The 18856-nt window shown below is 63.6% G+C and carries 20 protein-coding genes; 16 read left to right on the top strand and 4 right to left on the bottom strand.

All coding sequences use genetic code 11. The features are described 5' to 3' along the window. Positions 1-7 precede the first annotated feature (7 nt). The gene (locus EOC83_RS28680; RefSeq protein ID WP_063167548.1) at positions 8-1105 is read right to left on the bottom strand and encodes a lactonase family protein; all 1098 of its coding nucleotides are present in this window, start codon (positions 1103-1105) and stop codon (positions 8-10) included. A gap of 199 nt (positions 1106-1304) precedes the next feature. Between EOC83_RS28680 and EOC83_RS28675 the strand changes: the two genes are divergently transcribed. The 8 genes from EOC83_RS28675 to EOC83_RS28640 all read left to right on the top strand — a co-directional run bounded on the left by EOC83_RS28675 (position 1305) and on the right by EOC83_RS28640 (position 8872). Continuing rightward, positions 1305-1856: a MaoC family dehydratase gene (locus tag EOC83_RS28675; RefSeq protein ID WP_013533014.1), complete on the top strand. Its 552-nt coding sequence runs from the start codon at positions 1305-1307 to the stop codon at positions 1854-1856. A gap of 1 nt (position 1857) precedes the next feature. After that, the gene (locus EOC83_RS28670; protein ID WP_063167547.1) at positions 1858-3018 is read left to right on the top strand and encodes a CaiB/BaiF CoA-transferase family protein; all 1161 of its coding nucleotides are present in this window, start codon (positions 1858-1860) and stop codon (positions 3016-3018) included. Then, a complete protein-coding gene (locus EOC83_RS28665) occupies positions 3015-4184 on the top strand; it encodes an extracellular solute-binding protein (RefSeq protein ID WP_063167546.1) in 1170 nt (389 codons plus the stop codon). The genes EOC83_RS28670 and EOC83_RS28665 overlap by 4 nt, the downstream gene beginning before the upstream one ends. A gap of 25 nt (positions 4185-4209) precedes the next feature. Further along, entirely contained in the window at positions 4210-5397 is a 1188-nt protein-coding gene (locus tag EOC83_RS28660) for an ABC transporter substrate-binding protein (protein WP_024502499.1), read from the top strand. A 66-nt stretch (positions 5398-5463) separates the two neighbouring features. Next, positions 5464-6201 (top strand): ATP-binding cassette domain-containing protein, encoded by a 738-nt coding sequence (locus EOC83_RS28655; RefSeq protein ID WP_013533018.1) that lies wholly within the window; start codon positions 5464-5466, stop codon positions 6199-6201. Continuing rightward, positions 6194-6952 (top strand): ATP-binding cassette domain-containing protein, encoded by a 759-nt coding sequence (locus tag EOC83_RS28650; protein ID WP_063167545.1) that lies wholly within the window; start codon positions 6194-6196, stop codon positions 6950-6952. The genes EOC83_RS28655 and EOC83_RS28650 overlap by 8 nt, the downstream gene beginning before the upstream one ends. Then, positions 6949-7899 carry an ABC transporter permease gene (locus EOC83_RS28645; RefSeq protein ID WP_027163923.1) on the top strand — a complete coding sequence of 317 codons (951 nt, stop codon included), beginning with the start codon at positions 6949-6951 and terminating at the stop codon, positions 7897-7899. Before EOC83_RS28650 ends, EOC83_RS28645 begins: the two co-directional genes overlap by 4 nt. 1 nt (position 7900) lies before the next feature. Beyond that, complete coding sequence (locus tag EOC83_RS28640) at positions 7901-8872, top strand: ABC transporter permease (RefSeq protein WP_013533021.1); 972 nt, start codon at positions 7901-7903, stop codon at positions 8870-8872. 9 nt (positions 8873-8881) lie between these two features. On the opposite strand, the gene EOC83_RS28635 is transcribed toward EOC83_RS28640, so the two are convergent. Then, positions 8882-9721 (bottom strand): amidohydrolase, encoded by an 840-nt coding sequence (locus EOC83_RS28635; protein WP_063167544.1) that lies wholly within the window; start codon positions 9719-9721, stop codon positions 8882-8884. A gap of 65 nt (positions 9722-9786) precedes the next feature. Further along, positions 9787-10572 (bottom strand): IclR family transcriptional regulator, encoded by a 786-nt coding sequence (locus EOC83_RS28630; protein ID WP_013533023.1) that lies wholly within the window; start codon positions 10570-10572, stop codon positions 9787-9789. A gap of 169 nt (positions 10573-10741) precedes the next feature. Between EOC83_RS28630 and EOC83_RS28625 the strand changes: the two genes are divergently transcribed. The 8 genes from EOC83_RS28625 (at position 10742) to EOC83_RS28590 (ending at position 18042) form a co-directional block, all read left to right on the top strand. After that, positions 10742-12061: a sugar ABC transporter substrate-binding protein gene (locus EOC83_RS28625; RefSeq protein WP_063167543.1), complete on the top strand. Its 1320-nt coding sequence runs from the start codon at positions 10742-10744 to the stop codon at positions 12059-12061. A gap of 135 nt (positions 12062-12196) precedes the next feature. Beyond that, positions 12197-13093, top strand: a complete 897-nt coding sequence (locus EOC83_RS28620) for a sugar ABC transporter permease (protein ID WP_013533025.1) — start codon at positions 12197-12199, stop codon at positions 13091-13093. 2 nt (positions 13094-13095) lie between these two features. Next, entirely contained in the window at positions 13096-13962 is an 867-nt protein-coding gene (locus EOC83_RS28615; RefSeq protein WP_013533026.1) for a carbohydrate ABC transporter permease, read from the top strand. Positions 13963-13966: 4 nt separating this feature from the next. Next, the gene (gene ugpC, locus EOC83_RS28610; protein ID WP_063167542.1) at positions 13967-15064 is read left to right on the top strand and encodes a sn-glycerol-3-phosphate ABC transporter ATP-binding protein UgpC; all 1098 of its coding nucleotides are present in this window, start codon (positions 13967-13969) and stop codon (positions 15062-15064) included. Between the two features lie 5 nt (positions 15065-15069). After that, positions 15070-16182, top strand: a complete 1113-nt coding sequence (locus tag EOC83_RS28605) for a mandelate racemase/muconate lactonizing enzyme family protein (protein ID WP_063167541.1) — start codon at positions 15070-15072, stop codon at positions 16180-16182. A 9-nt stretch (positions 16183-16191) separates the two neighbouring features. Next, on the top strand, positions 16192-16521 hold the full coding sequence (locus EOC83_RS28600) for an L-rhamnose mutarotase (protein ID WP_063167540.1): 330 nt from the start codon (positions 16192-16194) through the stop codon (positions 16519-16521). After that, a complete protein-coding gene (locus EOC83_RS28595; RefSeq protein ID WP_063167539.1) occupies positions 16514-17590 on the top strand; it encodes a Gfo/Idh/MocA family oxidoreductase in 1077 nt (358 codons plus the stop codon). The genes EOC83_RS28600 and EOC83_RS28595 overlap by 8 nt, the downstream gene beginning before the upstream one ends. After that, on the top strand, positions 17587-18042 hold the full coding sequence (locus EOC83_RS28590; RefSeq protein WP_063167538.1) for a MaoC/PaaZ C-terminal domain-containing protein: 456 nt from the start codon (positions 17587-17589) through the stop codon (positions 18040-18042). Before EOC83_RS28595 ends, EOC83_RS28590 begins: the two co-directional genes overlap by 4 nt. 14 nt (positions 18043-18056) lie before the next feature. On the opposite strand, the gene EOC83_RS28585 is transcribed toward EOC83_RS28590, so the two are convergent. Then, entirely contained in the window at positions 18057-18854 is a 798-nt protein-coding gene (locus EOC83_RS28585) for an ABC transporter permease subunit (RefSeq protein WP_013533032.1), read from the bottom strand. Between the last annotated feature and the right edge of the window lie 2 nt (positions 18855-18856).

Here is an 18856-nt window from a genome sequence, read left to right as displayed (position 1 = left end):
TGGGCGTTCAGCGCACGATCTTGACGCACATCGGCGTGCCGATCTCGATGGCGCGCCCGGTGTCGGTCAGTATGCCGCTGTCGGCGTCGCGGGCGAAGATCGAAATGCGGTCGCCATTCTGGTTGGCGGAAAACAGATGGCCGCCTGACGGCGTCAGCGCCAGGTTACGCGGGGTCGCGCCGCCGCAAGGGATATAGCTGACGAGGCTGAGCGACCCTGTCTGCTGGTCGACCGCCATGATGACGACGCTGTCATGGCCGCGGTTGGAGCCGTAGACAAAACGGCCATCCGGTGAGATCTGGATATCGGCGCAGTGGTTGCTGTCGCGTGCCTCGGCCGGCACCGCCGGCTTTGCGTCGATGATCGAGAGCTTGCCGGTGGCTTCGTCCAGCGCCATCGACACGATGGTCGAATCCAGTTCGTTCATGACGAAGACGAAGCGTCCGTTCGGATGCAGTGCGAGGTGGCGTGGACCGGCGCCGGATGGCAAAGCGGATTCGGTTAGCTTGGCCAGATTGCCCTCGCGCTCGATCCGGTAAGACACCAGCCGGTCGATGCCGAGGTCGGCGACGATGGCTGTTCCCCCGCCGATGGTTTCGGTGACGCTGTGCGCATGCGAGCGTTCCTGCCGCGCCACATTCGGGCCGCTGCCCTCATGCGAAACGCTGGCGAGCGGCGCCGACAAGGCGCCGTTCTCTTCGAAGCCATAGACAGCCACCGCGCGATCCGGGCCGCCCTCGCCCATGCCGTAATTGGCGACCAGCAGTTTTGTCCCGTCGCGGGTGATGGTGTTGTGGGCGGCTATGCTGCCGAGCGACGGTTGCTTGTTCAGATAAATGAGCGTCCCCGAAGCTCGATCGAAGCTGTAAGCTGAGACGGTGCCCTCGCGCCAGGTGAACACTTCCGAGTTGGCGTAGATCCGCGAGCCGTCCGGTGTCACCGAGAGGAAGGTCGGATTGTCGACGTCGTTGGTCTCGGCCAGTTTTCGTGTTTCCAGCGTCGTCTCGTCAAAGCTGTAGACGCTGAGGCCGACGCCCCGAGCGCCCTGAAAATACGGCGCCTCGCGGTTCAGGCTGCCGACAAAGACCAGACAATTCTCGCGCATGATTTCCTCCCCTACCCGCCTGCGCTTTGGCGCGCGGGAGCAGCCAAAATTTCGCCTGTTCACGCTTGCAACGCAACCCCATATGTGAAAATACTATTTACAAAAGAAGATTGACGGGAGGAGACGTCTTGTATTTCGACGCCTTGATGCGTTTTCCGACAGCTGTGACGTGCCCCATGCAGGTCTGGCGGTGCCGACCATGAACGATTTCGCACCTACCGTCGGCGTCGCCTCGACGCATCCCAAGAACATGCCCGGAGATCACGCCGCGCTGCCGGTGTGGAATGCCGAAAACTGGTTCTACGAGGACTGGCCCGTCGGCCAGAAGATCCGCTCGTTGCGGCGCACAATGGCCGAAGGCGACAGCCATTTGTTCAACACGCTGGTGCTCGACATCCACCCCTATGTGCAGGACCAGATGTTTGCCGAGAACGAAGGCATTTTCGGCAAGCGGCTGATCGCCGGCGCCTTTGTCTTTTCGGCTGGCCTGGGGCTGGTCGCCACCAACTGCGTCAATGCCTTCTCCTATGGCTACGACAAGCTCCGCTTCATAAAACCCGTCTTCATTGGCGACACGATCTATTCGATCCGCTCCAACCTCGACAAGAAGCCCCGCTACAAGGAAATGGGGCTGATCCGCGCCAGCTATGAGGTGTTCAAGGGCGAAGGCGAGTTGGTTCTCTATTGCGAGCATCTGCAGACGGTGAAGTACCGCAACCCGGCCGACTTCGTCGGCAAGACGGAGAAATAGCATGCCGGCAGCAGCCGAATTGCCGCTCGCCGGTCTCGTCGTCGTCGACATGAGCCAGTTCCTGTCCGGGCCCTATTGCTCACTCAGGCTGCTCGATCTCGGCGCCCGCGTCATCAAGATCGAGCGTCCGGATGGCGGCGACCTGTCGCGCCGGCTCTATCTCAGCGACACCGAGATCGGCGGCGATTCCACCATCTTCCATGCCATCAACCGGGCCAAGGAAAGTCTTGCCATCGACCTCAAGAACGAGACCGATCTCGAGGCGTTGCGCGGCCTTCTGGCCAAGGCCGATGTGCTGATCCAGAATTTCCGGCCGGGCGTCATCGAGCGGCTCGGCTTGGACTATGAGGCGGTCCGCAAGATCAATCCGCGGCTGGTCTATGCCTCGATCAGCGGCTATGGCGAAGACGGACCATGGGTCAAGAGACCCGGCCAAGACCTGCTGGCGCAGGCGCGCTCCGGCGTGATGTGGCTGAACGGCGATGAGGACCAAGGGCCGGTGCCGTTCGGTCTTGCCATCGGCGACATGCTGGCCGGTGCCGCCTGCGCGCAGGGCATTCTGGCCGCACTCGTGCGGCGCGGCATCACCGGCCAGGGCAGCCATATCGAAACCAGTCTCCTGGAAGCGCTGGTCGATTTCCAGTTCGAGGTGCTGACGACGCATCTCAATGACGGCCGCCGGCTGCCCAGGCGCTCCAGCTTCCGCAGCGCGCATGCCTATCTGTCGGCGCCTTACGGTGTTTACCCGGCCAAGGACGGATACCTCGCCATCGCCATGACGCCGATTCCCAAGCTGGCCGATCTCCTGTCGCTCAGCGAACTCGCACCCTATCGCGACAAGCCTGCGTCGTGGTTCACCGCGCGTGACGACATCAAGGCGATCATCGCACAGCGGATCGCCACCAAGACGATCGACGAGTGGCTTGATATCCTCGAGCCGGCCGACATCTGGTGCGCCAAAGTGCTGACCTGGCCGGAGATGCTGGCGAGCGAAGGGTTCCATTCCCTCGGCATGCTGCAGACTGTGACGCGCGAGGACGATGTCTCGATCCTCACCACCAGTTCGCCGCTCCGGGTCGATGGCATAAGAGCCAAGGCCGATCGGGCGGCGCCCCGCATCGGCGAGCACAGTGCCGCCATCCGCGCGGAGTTCGGCCTGTGAGTTCGCCCAAGCTCAAAGGCATGACCTGGAGCCATCCGCGTGGCTATGATCCGATGGTCGCCTGCTCGGCGCTGTGGCAGCAGAAGACCGGTATTGCCATCGAATGGGACAAGCGCTCGCTGCAGGACTTCGAATCCTTCCCGGTCGAAGAACTGGCGCGCGCCTATGACCTCATCGTCATCGACCATCCGCATGTCGGCCAGATCACGGCCGAAGGCTGCCTGGAGCCGCTGGATGTCGCCGGACGCGAGGCGGAACGCACGGCCCTTGCCTCGGGCAGCATCGGCCAGTCCTATCCGAGCTACAACTGGCAAGGACGGCAATGGGCTTTCCCGATCGATGCGGCAACGCAGGTCCAGGCATGGCGTCCGGATGCGATCGGTGCGCCACCGGCGCGCTGGAGCGAGGTGCTCGATCTCGCCCGGCAAGGCCGCGTGCTGCTGCCGCTGCGGCCGCCTCACGTGTTGATGGTGTTCTACACGCTTGCCGGGAATCTCGGGCATGCCTGCACGACCGATCCATCCGACGATCTGATCGATGTGGAGATCGGTAGCCAAGTCTTCGAGGCAATGCGCGAGATCGCAGCGCTGGTCGATCCCGCGTGTTTCGAGATGGACCCGATTGCCGTCTCCGAACGTATGGCGGAGGCCGGTTCCAGGTTCGTCTGCGCGCCACTGATCTATGGTTACGTTTCCTATGCGACGGCTGGCTTTCGGGCGAACCGGCTGGCCTTTGCCGATGTTCCGGTCATCGGTTCCGGCGGCCCGGTCGGTTCGGCGCTTGGCGGCACCGGCATAGCCGTATCAGCCTTTTCCAAAGCCAGGGATGCCGCGATCGACTTCGCCTATTGGGTCGCGAGCGGCGATGTCCAGCGTGGCGCCTATGCCGCCGCCGGCGGCCAGCCCGGCCATGCAGCGGCCTGGGAGGACCAGGCTGTCAATGAAGCGACCGGCGACTTCTATCGGGATACGCGCGCGACGCTGGAGGGTGCATGGGTGCGGCCGCGCCACGACGGCTACATGACTTTCCAGCAAGCAGCATCCGAACGCATCCTTTCCGGCATGACCTCCCGGCATCAAGCCCGACAGGTTGTTGCCGATCTCAATCGCCTGTTTCGGGAGAGTTCCCCGGTGCAGGTGTCCGGCGCTGCCGGTGGAGGAGCCTGAACCAAACCGAACGGAGGAGAACGAGATGACAGGAATGATCCGCGGCCTGCTGGCCGCAACCGCGCTTGCCTCGCTTGCAACGACCGCCTTTGCGCAGGATGTGCAAGGCGTCATCGGCGGGCTGCCGACCGAACTCAAGGCGCAATATGACGGCGCGCCGCAGAAGGTGCTGCCTTCGGCCTGGGACAATTTCACAGCGCCGCCGAAACCGTGGAAATGGTGCCACTCGGAATCCTACCAGGGCAATCCGTGGCGGGTCACGGTGACCAAGGAATTGAAGCGTCTCGTCGACGGGCTGATCGCCGACGGAACGGTGTCCAGCTTCGAGGTGTCTGATTCCAACAATGACGCCAGCCAGCAGATCAACCAGATCCGCGCCTTCATCGACAAGAAGTGCTCGATCATCACCTCGATCCCGGGCTCGGCGACGGCACTCGATGATGCGATCGACGCTGCCGCCAAAGCCGGCATTCCGTTCATCACCGCTGCCGGTTCGGTGACCAGCCCGAACGCCATCAATGTCGATTCCAACTATGCGCGCTGGGGCTACGACATGATGGCGGCGATCGGCAAGGCGCAGCCGGACGGCGCCAGCATCCTTCTGGTCGAAGGCATCGCCGGACACCCGATCGTGGTGCAGGAGCGCCAGGGCGCGGACAAGGCGCTGACTGAAAATCCGAAGCTGAAGATCTCGCGCAATGTCAATGGCAACTGGACAGCCAACGTCACCAAGACCGTGGTGCTGCAGGCGATCGCCACCAACCCGGCGCCGATCGATGCAGTGTGGACGACAGGCAGCGAAAGCCGCGTCGTCGCCGAAGCCTTCGCAGAAGCCGGCCGGCCCGCACCATTGATCACCGGCTCGATCACCGGCGATGCGCTGGGCTACTGGAAGGCCAACCCCGACAAGTACCGCTTCGAAGGCCATGCGGTGCTGCCGCATTGGACCGCGCAGACGCTGTTCCGCGTCGGCGAGCGCATGCTCGACGGGCAGAAGCCGAAGCTGAACACGCTGCTGATCCCGATCCCGCCTGTCCACACCGCCGATCTCGGTGCCTGGTACAAGGACTGCATGACGACGGACGCCGTGTCTATCTTCCCGATCCCGCCGAAAGATCCGATGCCGGAGGAATGGCTCGACGCCTATTTCTCGAACCCGGCGCCAACCAAGGGCTGGGACTATTCGAAGGTGCCCGATGCCTGTGCAAAGTGACGCCTGCTAATCTCTCAACAGGCCGGCTCCTTTCGGGGAGCCGGCCTGCCAGCATCGAAATGCGACATGCTTGAAGTCAAAACCATATCCAAACGCTATGGCGAGACGATCGCGCTCGCGGACGCATCGATCGCGTTTCGGGCGGGAACCATCCACACCATCCTGGGCGAGAACGGTTCGGGCAAGAGCACGATGGTCAAGCTGTTGTCCGGCATCGTCCAGCCGGACAGCGGCGCGATCCTCCTGCACGGCAAGCCGTTCTCGGGCGCCAACCCCTCGGCCTTCCAGGCGCAAGGCTTCGCCACGGTGTTCCAGGAGGTGCTGATCGCGCCGGATCGCAGCGTGACCGACAACATCCTGCTCGGCCTCGACGGGCTGGTCCGGCGCGCTGTGCCCCGCAACGAGCGCCGTGACCGGGCGAAAGCTGCGCTTAAGCGCTTCGCGGTCACCGACGTCCCTCTCGACATGCCAGCCGGCCTGCTGCCGCTCGCCGCGCAGCAATTGGTCGTCCTTGCTCGCGCGATCGTGCGCAACCCAAAGATCCTGATCCTCGACGAGGTCACCGCCGCGCTCGACTTCGCCGATCGCGAATCCGTTTTTTCGTTGATGCGTGCGCTTGCCGGCGAGGGCTGCCTGATCCTGTTCATCACCCACCGCATGGACGAGGTGATGTCGCTTTCGGATCGCATCTCGATCCTGCGGGGCGGCAGCGTGGTGCGCACCGAAGAGCGCGGCGCTTCGACGCCGGCTGAGCTTCTCAAGACAATGGCGCCACGTACCGCCGCGGAGCTTGCGCATGGCTGATCGCACCGCTCTCGATTTTGGTGGTCTTGCCGTTCGCGAACTCGTCATCGCGCCCGGCGCCAGCCCGATCACGCAGGCAATCGCTCCGGGTGAGATCGTCGGGCTTGCCGGCCTCGATGGTCATGGCCAGGAGCTGTTTCTCAAGATGCTTGCTGGCCTGGAACCGCCGCATGGCGGCTCGATCGAGCTCGGTGCATCGGATGCGTCCCGTAAGATCACCGGGTTTCGCAAGGCTGTCGCCAGCGGCATCGCCTATTTGCCGCGCGACCGACGCGCCAACGGCATTTTCCCGACGCAGTCGGTGCTCGACAACTTCGCCGTTTCGACTCTGTCGCGCGACACACGGCTCGGCCTGATCAGCCCGGCGGCGCGCAAGGCGCGCTACGACATCTACCGCGAAAAACTGTCAATCGCCGCACCCCGGCCCGATGCCACGATCACCACTTTGTCGGGCGGCAACCAGCAGAAGGTGCTGCTGGCGCGGGCCTTGGCGCTGGAGCCCGCGATCCTGCTCCTCAACGATCCGACGCGTGGCGTCGACGTGGCGACGCGGCATGTTCTCTACGACGTGTTTCGCGGGCTGGCGGCCGACGGCATGGGGCTCGTCATCCTGTCCAGCGAAATCGAGGAGATTCTTCTCCTGTGCCAGCGCGTGCTGGTGTTCCGTGAGAATGAAGTCGCGGCCGAGATCGCCGGCAACGCCCTCACCACCGACGGCGTGATATCAGCCATGTTCGGACGTGCGGCATGAGCCCTGTTGCGCGCCTCCTGTCCCTTGGGCGAAATTTCGGCTTCGCCGTCGTGCTGCTGGTCGTGCTGCTTGCGGTCAATCTCATCCTCAGCCCGGGACGATTCCAGCCGGGTTCCTGGGGGGCGCTGGTCGGATTGGCGGCGCCCTTGATCGGTGCTGCCATCGCCTCCACGCCTGTCATCCTCGCCGGGCGTGGCGGAATCGACATCTCGGTTGGGCCATTGATGGGCTTTGTCAACGCTTTGACGATCCAGGTGCTGTTCCTCGGCACCGGCATCTCGTCGCCCTTGGTGCTCGTTCCGGCGGCGTTGCTCGTCGGCGCGCTGGTGGGCGCGGCGAACGGCTTCCTGGCGACAATCGTGCGCATTCAGCCGATCGTCGCCACGCTCGGCACCTATCTGATCCTGACCGGCGTGACGCTGACAATCCTGCCGGCGCCGATCGGCCCAGCGCCGGCCTGGCTTAAGGCGCTGTCCGGCCCGCTGTCGATGCTGCCGCTGGCACTGATGTTCATTGCCTGGTGGCTGGTGCGGCGCACACCATACTACGACCAGCTTATGGCGGTCGGCAGCGACGACCGCGCCGCCTACACCGCCGGTGTCGATGTCACGCGCGTGCGCTTCATCGCCTATGTCATGACCGGCATCCTCGGCGGATGCGCCGGGCTGATGCTGACCGCGCTGATCGGCTCCGCCGACCCCAACATAGGGCCGACCTACACGCTGATCGCCATCGCCGCCGTAGCGCTCGGCGGCGTCAGCCTGGCCGGCGGCCGTGGTGGCGTGGCGGGTGCCGCCATCGGCGCCATCGACATCTTCCTGCTGCAGAGCGTGCTGACGACGTTCAACGTCTCGACCTTCGTGCTGCAGATCGCCTACGGCGCGATCCTGGTGCTGGCGGTGATGCTGACAGCGCTGCAGGAACGTCTTGCCATGGGGAGACGCTGACATGGTTTTGCGCCAAAACCTCTTCGCGACAACCAACGCCCGTGTCGTCGGCGCCTTCTGCGTCGCCGCCCTTCTGCACCTTGCCGGCACAATTCTCATTCCCGGCTACTCGGCGCCGTTTGCGATACGGGCCATGCTGGTGCTCGCCTCGCTGCTCGCCGTGGCCTCGATTGGCCAGACGCTGGTCGTCATCATGGGCGGCATTGACCTTTCGATCCCCTTCGTCATCGGCTTTGCCAATGTCGTGGCTGCGCAGCTTTATGGCGATGGCTGGAACTTTTTTCTCGTCTGCGGCCTGGTCGGCGCGCTGGCGCTCGTCATCGGCGGGCTGAACGGGCTGATCTCGCGCAGCCTCGACATCCAGCCGCTCATCGTCACGCTCGGCATCGGCATGGTCGTGCAAGGGCTGGTGCTGCTGTGGACAGCCGGCTTCCCGTCAGGCTCCGCGCCACAAGCGGTTTCCAGCTTCGTCTCGATCGGCGGATCGGCCGGCCCGCTGCCGGTGCCGTGGCTGGTGCCGAGCCTGGTCGTGCTGGCGGCGCTGGTCGTGCTGGTGCTGGAGCGGACGCCCTATGGCCGCCGGCTCTATGCGTTGGGCAGCAATCCGGGAGCGGCGCCGCTGGCGCTGATCGACCCGGTTCGCATGTGGGTCATCACCTATGCAGCAAGCGCCTTCTTCGCCGCTGTCGCGGGCGTGCTGCTGCTCGGCTTCACCGGCTCGGCCTATGGCGATGTCGGCCAGCCCTATCTGTTCCAGACCATCGCAGCGGTCGTCGTCGGCGGCGCAGCACTGGTCGGCGGCCGGGGCAGCTATCTCGGCACGATCGCCGGCGTGCTGGTGCTGACCGAGATCAACACGCTGCTCATCGGCCTCGGCTTCCAGCCCGCGGCAGTGCAGGCCGCGCTCGGCTTCGTCATCGTGCTGCTGGTTTCGCTCTATGGCCGCGAACGGCACGTCTCGGCAACCATCTGAAAGGACCTGTCAGTCGAGCCGCCACAGCTTGCGGGCATTGCCGGACAACAGCCTGTCGCGCTCGGCAATGCTGCAGCCCGAGAGCAATGCATGGGTCGCCGCCACCCAGGTCGACAGGCCGCCGCCTAGCGTGCAGACCGGCCAGTCGCTGCCCCAGACGACGCGGTCCCAGCCGAATGAATTGATGGTGTGCTCGACGTACGGCCGCAACGTCTCGACCGTCCAGCTGCCGGCATCGGCATAGGCGACGACACCGGAAATCTTGGCCATGACATTCGGGCGCCGGGCGATCTCGCTCATATGCTCGCGCCATGGATGTTCCCTGTTGCCCTTGATGTCGGGCACGCCGCAATGGTCGAGGACGAACGTCACATCGGGTGCCAGGTCGGCAAGCACGATAGCCTTGGGAATCTGGTGCGGCAGCACGACGAGATCGAAGGTCAGGCCGGTGCCGCCAAGCCGCTTGATGCTGTCGCGGAACACCGCACCTTCCGAGAGCTCGTCGGGCGCGACATGAAGGACGCGGCGAAAGCCCTTTACGAACGGGTTTGCCCGCTGCCGTTCGAGATAGGCCGCGAAGTCTCCTTCCTCAGGACGGCAGGACGCGATCACCCCGGCCAGCATGCTGCCGGGCTGCCGTGACAGTCCTTCCACACGAGCCGTCTCGGCTTCGATGTCGGCCGGATCGACATCGACCTCCATATGCAGCACGCGCTCGACGCCGACACGCTGCGCCTCCGTCGCGTAGTCTTCATAAGAGAAATCGCGGTTGAGCGCCGGCACGCCGGCGAGCCAGGGATAGCGCAGGGCCGAGCGATCGATGAGGTGAAGATGGGTGTCGATGATCATGGCGAGGCTCCTCCCTCTGGCTTTTCAAATCATCTCACGAGAGAATTCTTCATTCAAATAAGAATTCACACCGATGAGCCGACTGCTGATCCAGCAAGGTGCGACAGCTTTTCACACGTTGCCAGCAACAGTTCGATTGTCCTGGTGATATCGGGTGCGGAAGGCGCGTTGACCACCGTGATGTAGGGAATCGACAGCGCGGCGATCGCCTTGCCGTCGGAACTGCGCACCGGGGCCGACAGGTTGAAGACGCCGGCTGTCTGCATCGAAGCCATCATCTCGTAGCCACGGTCGCGGATCTGGTCGAGACGGGTGAAGAACTCGCTCGATTGTGCCGTCTTGTCGGTGCTGCGGACGTGTTCGGAAATCATCATCTGGCGCTCTTCCGGTGAGCGGAAGGCGAGCAGCACATGTCCCGAGCCAGTATCGAATAGACTGATATGGGAGCCGACCCGGATCGATATGCCCCAGTAGTTCGGTGCTTCCTGCTGACCGATGACGACGGCAGAACCACGATCAAAAACAACGAGTTGGTTGGCCTGCTGCGATGTCTCGGCAAGCTCACGCATCAGCGGCGTCGCATAGGAGACCAGCCGCCGTACCGGCGCGTGCAGCTGTGCCAGGCCGAACAGCTTGAGCGTCAGCGAATAGCGGTCGCCGTCGAGGCGCGTGACGTAGCCACGCCGCACCAGCCGGTCCAGCATGCGATAGAATTCGTTGGGACTGCGGTCGAGTTTCTTGGCGATTTCGGCCTGGGTCAGGCCACCGTCGACGCCCGCCAGCAGTTCAAGGATATCGAGCCCCTTGTCGAGCGCCGGTGCGCGATAGCGCTCGTCTTCGCTGTCGTCCATGGGCTCATCCTCCAGTGAATTTCGCCCGTCATATACGCAGGAACGTGCGCGGCGGAAACAAATTTCGCCTTGACGTGTCTATGAATGTTTTGTTTGTATATGAATGTAGCACTTCTTGTCATCAGACGAGTTGCGGTCGCCGGCCAAGGCGCACCCAGGGAGGATACCAATGAACAGACTGCTTTCCGGCGTCTCCGCCGGTGCATTGTTGCTTGCATTTGGTGCAGGCGCAGCCCTTGCCGGCGACCTGCCCGGCAAGTTCGAAGGCGTGACCGTCGACGTGAAGCTGATCGGCGGCCAGCAATATGAAAAGCTCTACGAACGGATCCCGGAATGGGAGAAGGCGACTGGCGCCAAGGTCAACATCCTGACCAAGAAGAACGGCTTCGATATCGACAAGGAGCTCAAGTCCGACATCGCCTCGGGCAGCACCAACTGGTGCGTCGGCTGGAACCATTCCTCCTTCGCGCCGCAATATACCGGCCTCTACACCGACCTCAGCAAGTTGCTGCCGAAGGAAGAGATCGACGCCTTCGTGCCGTCGACCATCAAGTCGGCTACCATCGACGGCAAGCTGGAGATGCTGCCGCGCGCGCAGTTCGACGTTTCGGCGCTCTACTACCAGAAGAGCCTGTACGAGAACGCCGACAACAAGACCAAGTTCAAGGCGAAATACGGCTATGATCTGGTGCCGCCGGACACCTGGAAGGAAGTCACCGACCAGGCCGAGTTCTTCGCCAACCCGCCCAATTTCTACGGCACCCAGTTCGCCGGCAAGGAAGAGGCGATCAACGGCCGCTTCTACGAGATGGTCGTCGCCGAGGGCGGCGAATATCTCGACAAGGACGGCAAGCCGGTCTTCAACTCCGAGGCCGGCATCCGGGCGCTCGACTGGTTCGTCAACCTCTACAAGGCCAAGGCCGTGCCGGCCGGCACCACCAACTATCTCTGGGACGATCTCGGCCAAGGCTTTGCGTCCGGCACTGTCGCCATCAACCTGGATTGGCCGGGCTGGGCCGGCTTCTTCAACGATCCGAAGTCGTCGAAGGTCGCCGGCAATGTCGGCGTCAAAGTCGCGCCGAAGGGTTCGTCCGGCAAGCGCACCGGCTGGTCCGGCTTCCATGGCTTCTCGGTGACCGAGAACTGCCCGAACAAGGAGGCCGCGGCTTCCCTGGTTTGGTGGCTGACCAACGAGGACAGCCAGAAGCTCGAGGCCGCCGCCGGTCCGCTGCCGACCCGCACCGCGGTCTGGGACTGGGACCTGAAGCAGGCCGAAAACGATCCTTACAAGAAGGAGGTTCTTACCGCTTTCCAGGAAGAGGCCAAGCACGCCTTCGCCGTGCCGCAGACGCCTGAATGGATCGAGATCTCGAACGCCGTCTATCCCGAGCTGCAGGCGGCGATCCTCGGCGACAAGACCTCGAAGCAGGCACTGGATGAAGCCGCCGCCAAGGCGACACAAATCCTCCAGGACGCCGGCAAGCTCTAGCAACGGCTCCCAGGGCTGCCTCCCCCATCAGCAATGGGGGAGGCGATCGCGTTGCGCGGGATGCCAGCGGTTTACGCTAACCCTTCGCGCCCAGCCAACGCACCGCCGTCCAAATACAAACACTCAAGGATTCTGATGAAGGGCTTCAAGCCATCCGCGCCATTCCTGCTGCTGCTTCCGGCCATGATCGTGCTGGCGGCGGTGGTGGTGGTGCCGCTGCTTCTGTCGCTCTATTCGAGCTTCACCCCGTTCCGCCTGACGCGGCCCGAAACGTTCTACGTCTTCATCGGCATCCGGAACTATCTTTCGATCCTGTCCAACACCGACTTCTGGTGGGCCTTCGGCCGCACGGTTCTGCTGCTGACCATCGCGCTCAATCTCGAAATGCTGCTCGGGCTCGGCCTCGCCATGCTGGTCGAGAAGGCGACGCGCGGCCAGCGCATCCTGCGCACGCTGATGATGTTTCCGATGATGTTCTCGCCGATCCTGGTCGGCTTCCAATTCAAGTTCATGTTCAACGACAATATCGGCCTGGTGAACAATGCGCTGCAGTCGCTCGGCATCACGCGAGACGCCATACCGTGGCTGATCGAGGGCCATCTCGCCTTCATCGCCATCTCGATCGCCGAGATCTGGTCGTCGACGGCGATCTTCGCCATCCTGATCCTCGCCGGCCTGCTCGCCATGCCCAAGGAGCCGATCGAGGCGGCGCGGGTCGACGGCTGCACGCCGTGGCAGACATTCCGCTATGTGACGTGGCCATTCGTCATGCCCTTCGCCTACATCGCCATGACCATCCGTTCGCTCGACGTGGCGCGCGCCTATGACATCGTCAAGATCATGACCGATGGCGGACCGGCTGGCCGCACCGAACTGCTATGGACCTTGGTGGCCCGCACCGCCTACAGCGACGGGCGCATGGGCATGGCCAACGCCATGGCCTATTTTTCGATCCTGCTGTCGATCGCCTTCACCGTCTACTTCTTCAACAAGCTCGCCGCGGCGCGCACGCAGATCGGTGCGGAGTGGTGAAGATGGACGAGAATTCTTCCGCCCGCCTGAAGCGCCGGCTGCTCGGCATCATCTATCGCATCGGCCTGTTCCTGGCGATGCTGACCATCTGCCTGCCGGGCCTGTGGATCGTGCTGTCGTCGCTGCGGCCGACGGTCGAGATCATGGCAAAGCCACCGGTGTGGATCCCACAGGAGATTTCGTTCGACGCCTATGTCGCGATGTTCTCAGGCATCGGCAAGGGCGGCATCCCGGTGATTGAATATTTCCGCAACTCGCTGATCATCTCGGTGACCTCGACGGTGATTGCGGTGGCCATCGGCATGGCAGGCGGCTATGCGTTCGCCCGCTATCGTTTTCGCGGTAAATCGAGCGTCTTCCTCGGCCTGATGCTGACGCGCACCGTGCCGGGCATCGCGCTCTCGCTGCCGCTGTTCTTCCTCTATGTGCGGCTCGGCATCATCGACACCCATTTCGGGCTGATCCTCGCCTATGTCGCGCTCAACGTGCCGTTCACCATCTGGCTGATCGACGGCTTCTTCCGCCAGGTGCCCAAGGACCTCGCGGAAGCAGCGCAGATCGATGGCTGCACCCGCTGGCAGGCGTTCTGGCAGGTCGAGTTTCCGCTCGCCGGACCGGGCATTGCGTCGGCCGCGATCTTCGCCTTCCTGACCTGCTGGAACGAGTTCGCGCTGGCCTCGCAGCTGACCCGCTCGGTGAGCGCCAAGACGCTGCCGGTCGGCCTGCTCGACTACACGGCCGAGTTCACCATCGATTGGCGCGGCATGTGCGCGCTGGCCGTGGTGATGATCATCCCGGCGCTCACCCTCACCTACATAGTCCAGAAACACCTTGTCGGCGGCCTGACCTCCGGCGCGGTGAAAGGCTGATCCCATGGCAACCGTTACCCTCACCAAGCTGACCAAGCGCTACGGCACTATTGGGATCGTGCACGGCATCGATCTCGACATTGCCGACCGCGAGTTCATTGCGCTGGTCGGCCCGTCCGGCTGCGGCAAGTCGACGACGCTGCGCATGATCGCCGGGCTGGAGGAAATCAGCGCCGGCTCGATCGAGATCGGCGGACGCATCGTCAACGATTTGCCGCCACGCTCGCGCAACATCTCGATGGTGTTCCAATCCTATGCGCTCTATCCGCACATGACGGTGCGCGAGAATCTCGGCTTCTCCCTGAAGATCGCCGGCGCCGCCAAAGAAGACATGGACCGCCGCGTCGCCGAGGCCTCGGCCATCCTCGGCCTCGACACGTTGCTCGACCGCCGCCCGTCGCAACTGTCCGGCGGTCAGCGCCAGCGCGTCGCGATGGGCCGCGCCATCGTGCGCGACCCCGATGTGTTTCTGTTCGACGAACCGCTTTCCAATCTCGACGCCAAATTGCGCACGCAGATGCGCACCGAGATCAAGAAGCTGCATGCCAAGGTGCAGTCGACAGTGATCTACGTCACCCACGACCAGGTCGAGGCGATGACGCTTGCCGATCGCATCGTCATCATGCGCGACGGTCATATCGAACAGGTCGGCACGCCCGACGAGGTGTTCCGGCGGCCCGCGACGCGCTTCGTCGCCGGCTTCATTGGCTCACCGCCGATGAATCTGCACGAGGCGACGATCGATGACGGCCAGATGGTTTTCGCCAGCGGCGAAAGGCTGCCGCTGCCCGCTCAGTTCAAGGCCAATGTCACGACCGGCGACAAGGTGGTGTTCGGGCTGCGGCCGGACGACATCTACCCGACCGGCCATGGCATCAGTTCCGGTGGCGCGGCCGATGTCCACCAGATCGAGCTGCCGATCACGGTCACCGAACCGCTCGGCAACGAGACGCTGGTGTTCGTTGAATTCAACGGCACGGACTGGGTGTCGCGCATGCTGAACCCGAGGCCACTGCGGCCGGGCGAGCGGGTCGCCATGAGCCTCGACATGTCGCAGGCGCATCTGTTTGCCACTGAGACCGGAAAGACACTGCGGAGCTGATCGGCATGGCCAGAATCGAGAAAGTCGACCTTTGCATGGTGGACCTTGTGCCCAAGGTCAAGCGCACCGACGCGATCCAGAGCTTCGTCAGTCAGGAAACGCCGATCGTCACGATCACCGATTCCGACGGTGCGGTCGGCACCGGTTACAGCTACACGATCGGCACCGGCGGTTCGTCGGTGATGCGGCTGCTCTCGGACCATCTGGTGCCGCGCCTGATCGGCCGCGATCCCGACATGATCGAGGCGATCTGGCACGATCTCGAATTCGCCACCCATGCCACGACCATCGGTGCCATCACCGCCATCGCGATCGCCGCCATCGATACAGCACTCTGGGATCTGCGGGCCAAGAAGCAAAACCTGCCTTTGTGGAAACTGGCCGGCGGCGCCAAGGATCGTTGTCCGCTTTACACCACCGAAGGCGGTTGGCTGCACATCGAGACGCAGGCGCTGGTCGACGATGCGCTGGCCGCCAAGGCGAAGGGATTTCGCGGCTCGAAAGTCAAGATCGGCAGGCCGCACGGGTCGGAGGATCTTGCCCGCCTGTCGGCGGTGCGCAAGGCGGTCGGCGACGGCTACGAGATCATGACCGACGCCAATCAGGGGTTTTCGGTCGACGAAGCGATCCGGCGCGCTGCGAGGCTGCGTGAGCTCGACCTCGCCTGGATCGAGGAACCGCTGCCGGCCGACGACATCGACGGGCATGTGCGGTTGTCGAACTCGACGCCGACGCCGATCGCCATCGGCGAGTCGCTCTACTCCCTCCGCCATTTTCGCGAGTACATGCAGAAAGGCGCCTGCTCGATCGTGCAGGTCGATGTCGGCCGTATCGGCGGCATCACGCCCTGGCTCAAGATTGCGCACGCGGCAGAGGCCTTCGACATTCCGGTCTGCCCGCATTTCCTGATGGAACTGCATGTCAGCCTGACCTGCGCTGTTCAGAACGGCCGATATGTCGAGTACATTCCGCAGCTCGACCAGTTGACCGGCAAGCGCATGCGCATCGAAGATGGCCAGGCGCTGGCGCCCGACGAACCGGGCATCGGCATCGATTGGGACTGGGACGCGGTCAAGGCCATGAGCATCGCCGAATTCACCACGGCGATCACGAAATAGGAGACTGATATGCAGCGGATGGGGATGATTCTCGGACTGAAGCCGGAAAAGGTCGATGAGTATGTTCGGCTCCATGCCGCCGTCTGGCCCGGCGTGCTGACCATGATCTCGGCCTGCAACATCAAGAACTATTCGATCTACCTGAAGCGGCCGGAGAACCTGCTGTTTTCCTATTTTGAATACCACGGCACCGACTATGCCGCCGACATGGCCAAGATGGCGGCCGACCCGAAGACGCAGGAATGGTGGGCCGTCTGCATGCCCTGCCAGGAGCCGCTGGCGACCCGCAAGGAGGGCGAGTGGTGGGCCGAGATGGATGAGGTCTTCCATCATGACTGAAGGCGGCTTCGACCCTGCCTTGCTCGTTCAATCCTGGCCAAAACCCTCAAGACCCCGGCCGATCGTCACCTTCGGCGCGGGATCGATCGTCGGCGACGCGCATTTCCCAGCCTACCGGAAGGCCGGCTTTCCGGTTGCCGGGCTTTATGATCCTGATCATGTCAGGGCTGAAAAGCTGGCCAGCCAATGGGGCGTGACGGCCTTTGGCTCGGTCGAAGAAGCGACTGCTGTCGAGGGCGCGATCTTCGACCTTGCCACCCCGCCGTCGCATCATGCCGATGTGCTGAAGTCCTTGCCTGACGGCGCGGTGGCGCTGATCCAGAAGCCGATGGGCAGCAATCTTGCCGAGGCGACCGCGATCCTCGAAATCTGCCGCGCCAGGAGGCTGCACGCGGCGGTGAACTTCCAATTGCGTTTCGCGCCAATGATGCTGGCGCTGAAGGATGCCATCGGCAAGGGCTGGCTCGGCGAGATCGTCGACTTCGACGCCTGGCTGGCGCTGGCGACACCATGGGAGCTTTGGGAATTCCTGCTCAAGGCGCCGCGCGTCGAGATCGCCATGCATTCGATCCACTATCTCGACCTGATCCGGCAGTTGCTCGGCGACCCCAGAGGCGTGCACGCCAAGACGCTCGGCCATCCCAACCATAAGGTGGCGCAGACGCGCACCAGCGCCATTCTCGACTATGGCGACACCGTGCGTTGCGCGCTGTCGATCAACCACGACCACAAATTCGGTCGCCGGCATCAGGCCTGCGAGTTCCGCATCTGCGGCACAGAGGGTGCCGCCTATCTCAAGCTGGGTCTCAACCTCGATTATCCCACAGGCGAACCGGATGTATTGGAGATCTGTCCGAAGGGCGGAACGGGCTGGATCGCCGTGCCCTTGGCCGGCGAGTGGTTTCCCGATGCCTTCGTCGGCCGCATGGCCAATGTCCAGCGCTTTGCGACCGGAGAAGATGATACGCTGATAAGCCCCGTCGAAGATGCCTGGAGCACGATGGCGCTGGTCGAGGCCGCCTACCAGTCGAGCGCGGCACCGGCGACGCCGATCGCGGAAAGACCCTGATGGAACAGATCAAGTATTTCGAGGATTACGAGATTGGCGCGTCGCGCCTAACAAGCGGCCGCACCATCACCGAGACCGACTTCATCGTCCATGCCGGCCACACCGGCGATTTCTTTCCGCACCACATGGACGCCGAGTACATGAAGACGACGCCATTCGGCCAGCGCATCGCGCATGGCACGCTGGTGTTCTCCGTCGGCATCGGGCTGACCGCGAGCGTCGTTAACCCTGTCGCCTTTTCCTACGGCTACGACCGGCTGCGCTTCATCAAGCCGGTGTTCATCGGCGACACAATCCGCACGCGCACCACCATCGCGGTCAAGGAAGACGATCCCAAGCGGCCGGGTTCAGGACGGGTGATCGAGCGGTGCGAGGTGATCAACCAGCGCGGCGACGTGGTGCTGGCGGCAGACCACATCTACATCGTCGAACGCAGGCCGGCGCAGGGCTGAGACTCGGGAAAGTCCTACGAGCCGGTAGCGCGCTTGGTAATGCGCTCCAGCCCGAGCAAGAGAACCAGCGTCGCCACGACCAGGATCATTGTCAGTGCCGCACCGGCAAAGATGTCGCCGCGATCGGTAAGGCTGAAGATCGAGACCGGCAGCGTCACCCAACCCGGCGGGTAGACCATGACGGTGGCGCCGAGTTCCCCCATCGACAGCGCGAAACTGAGACCGAAGGCGGCAACCAGATAGGGTGCGAGCAAGGGCAGTGTGACGTGCCAAAGCCGGTAGGCCGGGCGAGCGCCGAGGCTCGATGCCACCTGCTCGAAGTCGGGCGAAAGCCGCGCCAGTCCAGCCGAGACATTGCCGAAGGTGAAAGCCGAGATCAGCACGAAATGCGCGATCATGACGATCGCGATCGTGCCGTTGAGCAGCAGCGGCGGATGGCTGAAGGCAACCAGCAGGCCAAGGCCGACAGACACCGAAGGGACCGCGCTTGGGATGAAGAACAAAAGGCCGAGCAGCCGCCGCAAGGCATGGCCCTGGAGGCGCAGCGACAGGGCCGCCCAGGTGCCGCTGACCAGCGCCAGCGCGCTGGCCAGGAAGCCGGTGACCAGGCTGGCCTTGACCGCTCTGCCGGCGGCACCGGAAATGACATCGGTGTAGTGCTCCGTCGTCAGGCCGTTGGGCAGCACGCCGTTCCACTGGTCGGCGAGGCTGGACAGGAGGATGACCGCGAGCGGCGCCAGGAACAGCACGCCGAAGATCAGTGCGAAGAGCACCCACAGGACAAGACGACCGGAGCGTGACCAGACCAGCATGG

The sequence above is a fragment of the Mesorhizobium sp. Primo-A genome, assembly GCF_003997175.1.
In the GTDB taxonomy this organism is placed as follows: Bacteria; Pseudomonadota; Alphaproteobacteria; order Rhizobiales; family Rhizobiaceae; genus Mesorhizobium; species Mesorhizobium ciceri.
This window is presented reverse-complemented; position numbering and strand designations above follow the sequence as displayed.